Annotated in this window: 5 protein-coding genes and 2 pseudogenes; 5 read left to right on the top strand and 2 right to left on the bottom strand. The window is 66.9% G+C overall.

The window, feature by feature from the left end; all coding sequences use genetic code 11:
* Nucleotides 1–331: pseudogene (locus WAW17_RS15145) on the bottom strand (hypothetical protein); the annotation flags it as partial.
* Between the two features lie 282 nt (nucleotides 332–613).
* Here WAW17_RS15145 and WAW17_RS15150 point away from each other — a divergent pair.
* Genes WAW17_RS15150 through menE form a run of 5 tightly spaced genes read left to right on the top strand, consistent with a single transcriptional unit; the run spans nucleotide 614 to nucleotide 3965 of the window.
* A complete protein-coding gene (locus tag WAW17_RS15150) occupies nucleotides 614–1798 on the top strand; it encodes an inorganic phosphate transporter (protein ID WP_422333773.1) in 1185 nt (394 codons plus the stop codon).
* Between the two features lie 10 nt (nucleotides 1799–1808).
* The gene (locus tag WAW17_RS15155; protein WP_422333774.1) at nucleotides 1809–2066 is read left to right on the top strand and encodes a hypothetical protein; all 258 of its coding nucleotides are present in this window, start codon (nucleotides 1809–1811) and stop codon (nucleotides 2064–2066) included.
* A gap of 46 nt (nucleotides 2067–2112) precedes the next feature.
* Nucleotides 2113–2508 (top strand): DUF3349 domain-containing protein, encoded by a 396-nt coding sequence (locus WAW17_RS15160; RefSeq protein ID WP_422333775.1) that lies wholly within the window; start codon nucleotides 2113–2115, stop codon nucleotides 2506–2508.
* Entirely contained in the window at nucleotides 2505–2804 is a 300-nt protein-coding gene (locus tag WAW17_RS15165; RefSeq protein WP_422333776.1) for a DUF3349 domain-containing protein, read from the top strand. Before WAW17_RS15160 ends, WAW17_RS15165 begins: the two co-directional genes overlap by 4 nt.
* A gap of 12 nt (nucleotides 2805–2816) precedes the next feature.
* Complete coding sequence (gene menE / locus WAW17_RS15170) at nucleotides 2817–3965, top strand: o-succinylbenzoate--CoA ligase (protein ID WP_422333777.1); 1149 nt, start codon at nucleotides 2817–2819, stop codon at nucleotides 3963–3965.
* 4 nt (nucleotides 3966–3969) lie between these two features.
* On the opposite strand, the pseudogene WAW17_RS15175 reads toward menE, so the two are convergent.
* A pseudogene (locus tag WAW17_RS15175) lies at nucleotides 3970–4265 on the bottom strand (hypothetical protein); the annotation flags it as partial.

Raw genomic sequence — 4265 nt, forward strand, 5'->3', positions numbered from 1 at the left:
CCGCATCGCTCATCTCCCGGTTCAGGCCCGGACTCTTGGCGTACCCGCGGTCGTCGCCGTAGCCGATCTTGATCTCGGTGTCGGTGACACCCTGATCCGTCGCCCCCTTCGCGTCGCCCTCACCACACGGGGACGCAAGGGTGCCGAAGGCACCCTCCGACGTCGGGGACGCCGCAGCACCGACTGCCGAAGTCGGTCCGGCGGCGGAAGCGTCCTCACCTCGATCGGCGGAGCACCCCGACACGAGAGCAAGGGAGGCCGCCAACGCCACCACGATCGTGAAGGGCTTGGTAGGCGCGCCCTTGTTCGGCACGATATTTCTCGATTTCATTGTGGGAGGTCTCCTTCATTTCGGCCCTCACCAGCGCGGCTGCGGCGGAAGAACCGTGGCCGGGCGCTCGGTGTGCCGTGAAGGTAATCAGCGAAACGGTATGCAAATCGCGCCATTCCCGGTGAGTGAGATGCTAGGTGAAGTGCGACACACCCGCTCTCGACTGTGACATCACCCACGTGGCGGGGGCGCACAAATGCATGGTCACCCGAGTGTTCACCCACCGGTCGCACAGAGTCAGCTCGCTGTACATTTCGAGCCCGGATCCGCACAATCTGGGGTGTGACCACAGAGCTCCTCGTTCTCCTGGTGGTGGTCGTCACCGCCCTCGCCTTCGATTTCACGAACGGATTTCACGACACCGGCAATGCCATGGCCACCTCCATCGCAACCGGCGCTCTGCGGCCCAAGGTCGCTGTCGCGCTCTCCTCCTCCCTGAATCTGGTCGGCGCCTTCCTGTCCGTCGAAGTCGCTGCCACCGTTGCGAAGGGCGTCGTGAACCTCGGCAACGTCGGCGGAGAGGACCTGCTGCTGATCGTGTTCGCCGGTCTGGTCGGCGGCATCATCTGGAACCTCCTGACCTGGCTCCTCGGTCTGCCGTCGAGCTCCTCGCACGCACTGTTCGGCGGACTGATCGGCGCCGCCGTCGCGTCCCTCGGTATGAGTGGCGTCGAATGGGGCGGTGTGCTCGGAAAGGTGGTCATTCCCGCACTACTCGCCCCCGTCGTGGCCGCGCTCGTCGCCGCGACCGGAACCTGGCTGATCTACCGCATCACCGCGAAGGTGCCCGAAGGCACCAAGAATCACGGATTCCGCATCGGCCAGATCGGTTCGGCGTCCCTGGTGTCGCTGGCACACGGAACGAACGACGCACAGAAGACGATGGGCGTCATCTTCCTTGCACTCGTGGCCCACGGCAGTCTGAACGCCGAAGACGACATGCCCTTTTGGGTGAAATTCAGTTGCGCTGTCGCAATCGCACTGGGCACCTACCTGGGCGGCTGGCGCATCATCCGAACCCTGGGCAAGGGGCTCGTAGAGATCGCCGCGCCCCAGGGCATGGCCGCCGAATCGTCTTCCGCGGCGATCATCCTGACGTCCAGCCACCTGGGACTGCCCCTGTCGACCACACATGTCGCCACCGGGTCCATTCTCGGAACAGGCCTCGGACGCAAGGACGCCGAGGTCCGGTGGGGAGTCGCGGGACGCATGGCCGTCGCCTGGCTCATCACGCTGCCCGCCGCGGCCACAGTGGGCGCGGTGTGCTGGGCCGTGGCCGCCGTGATCGGCGGATTGGCGGGCGTGCTCACGGTGTTCGCCATCCTCGTCCTCCTGGCAGGGTTCATGTACCTGCGGGCACGACGGCAGCCTGTGCACTCGGGCAATGTCAATGCGGAGTGGAAGCCGGGTGAGACGTCCGCTCCCACGGAACCGGCCGATACCCCGCGACCCACCACGAAGAGCTGAGCGGACCACCATGACTCTCCTGACGAACACGGCCGACGCTCTCTGGCAGGTCATTCTCGTGGGACTGCTCTTCGGGGCCGGACTGCCGGCGGTCTTCGCGCTCGGCCTGCGATCGCTCGGAACCGGCGACGGTTCTTCCCAGCCGACCACGGGCGGTCGAATCACCGCGGCAGCCTGCTTTTCCGTCGTGCTCATCGCCGTCATCATTGGGATACTGCTGGTGATGAAAGACTTCCTGGCCAGCAGCTTTGGTGTTCACATCTTCTGAACGCGGACCGGCGGTCGGCGTTCCTTCGAGGAAAGAGGCAGAAGACGTGCCCAAGTATTCACTTCACTCCGTATTGGACTGGCTCCGCGCCGGATACCCGGAGGGCATCCCGAACAAGGATCAGTTCGCCCTGCTCGCCGTGCTGCGTCGACGCCTCACCGACGAAGAACTCGATCAGGTGGTCACCATGGCCATCGAAACCGCGCCAGAGCACCCCGATCGGCAAGTCGACTACGACCACCTGCGCAGCCTGATCACCGGCATCACGCACGAGGAACCGTCGGAGGAGGACATCGCCCGGGTCGTCGAGCACCTGGAATCGGGCGGCTGGCCGGTCGCCGGAGACGACGAGACGGAGACGGGTGCCGGGACGGAAACCGGCGTGGGTACCGACGTGGGTACCGACGATGGGGAAGACGAGCACCGCGCGGACCGGCCGTGAGTCTTCCACCCTTCCTGACGTCGATCATCGGCTGGCTGCGCGCCGGCTATCCCGACGGTGTTCCAGAACAGGACTACATCCCGCTCTTCGCTCTCCTCACCCGCCGCCTCTCGGAAGACGAGGTGGATGCGGTCGCCGACGCGCTGGTCGAGGACGGGGATCTGCCCATCGAGAAGACCGACATCCAGGTCCTCATCACCAAACTCACCAACGAGTTGCCACTGGAGTCGGATGTCGCGCGGGTGCGAGACCATCTCACCGCGGGGGGCTGGCCGCTGGCCGGACCTGGCGAATGAAATTCTGAGACGGTGACCCACACGCTTCAGATCCTGCCCATCCCGTCCGGCATCGCGGTGCAGGGTCTCCTGCCGCAGCTGTCGGCGGTCCTGGACGGGAACGCTCCTGCCGTCCTGCCCGTGCCGGCGTCGGACGAACGGGAGACCCGGCGGTTGACCGAGGCGCTGCACCCCGGCGAGCCGATCGACGACGGCGTAGCCCTGGTGGTGGCGACGTCGGGCACGACGGGCGTGCCGAAGGGTGCCATGCTGAGCTCCGCCGCGCTCCGCTCGAGTGGTGAGGCCACGTATGCCCGGATCGGCGGGCCCGGCTCCTGGCTGCTCGCGCTGCCCCCACACCACATCGCCGGGATGCAGGTACTGCTGCGCAGTGTGTTGTCGGGCACCGAGCCGGTGGTGCTGGATGTCTCTGGTGGCTTCGACCCCGGGCTTCTTCCCGCCGCGGTCGCCGCGATGTCCGGGCCGCGGCGCTACACGTCCATGGTGCCCACACAGCTCATGAAGGCCCTCGATCACCCCGAGGCCGTGGCAGCGCTGTCCGCGCTCGACGCCCTCCTTCTCGGCGGCGCCGCCACACCGGCACCCGTCCTGGAGCGCGCCACGGAGTCCGGCATCACGATCGTCCGCACCTACGGAATGAGCGAGACCTGCGGCGGGTGTGTATACGACGGCGTTCCCCTGGACGGTGTCCGGGTGCGGATAGACGACGGTGGACGGGTTCTGCTCGGCGGCCCCGTCCTGGCATCCGGATACCGTGGACTTCCCGATCACCCGGCGTTCGCCGAGCCCGGCTGGTTCCGCACCGACGACGCCGGCACACTCACCGGCGGTGTCCTGCGAATCACGGGACGACTCGACGAAGCGATCTCCACCGGTGGCCTCACCGTCGTCCCTCAGGTTGTGGAGGCGGCGCTGAACGAGCATGCGGCCGTTCGGGACTGCGCGGTGATCGGACTGCCCGACCCCCGCCTCGGGCAACGCGTCGTCGCCGTCGTGGTCGCCGAACCCGGTACCGCACCCACACTGGATGAACTGCGGGCCTTCGTCGCACGCACCCTCGATCCCACCGCCGCACCCCGCGAACTGCACGTTGTCGACGCTCTCCCCCTCCGTGGTCCCGGGAAGGTCGACCGCCGTGCCCTGCAGTCCCGATATTCCTGACCGCTCATGTCCGTCGGCCGGCCCGGGCACACGCCCGGTCGAAGCGTTCCTTCACGGCCTCGAACCGCCGGAGGTCCGACCACACCCACCTGATCATGTCCCGCCCGGTGTCGCGCACCGCGTCCTCCCGTAGCTTCTCCTGCGCCACGATCTCTCCCGACTGTCCCGAGGTGAGCTTGTACTTGCCCATCCCGTCGAACTCACCGGCCAGCTCCCACTCCTCCCAGTAAAAATCGACGCGGGCCACGAAATCCCCGACGTCGGTACGGACCACGTACTGCAGATCGGGTTGAGGTATTC

It is taken from the genome of Rhodococcus sp. (in: high G+C Gram-positive bacteria) (assembly GCF_049286785.1).
In the GTDB taxonomy this organism is placed as follows: domain Bacteria; phylum Actinomycetota; class Actinomycetes; order Mycobacteriales; family Mycobacteriaceae; genus Rhodococcus_F.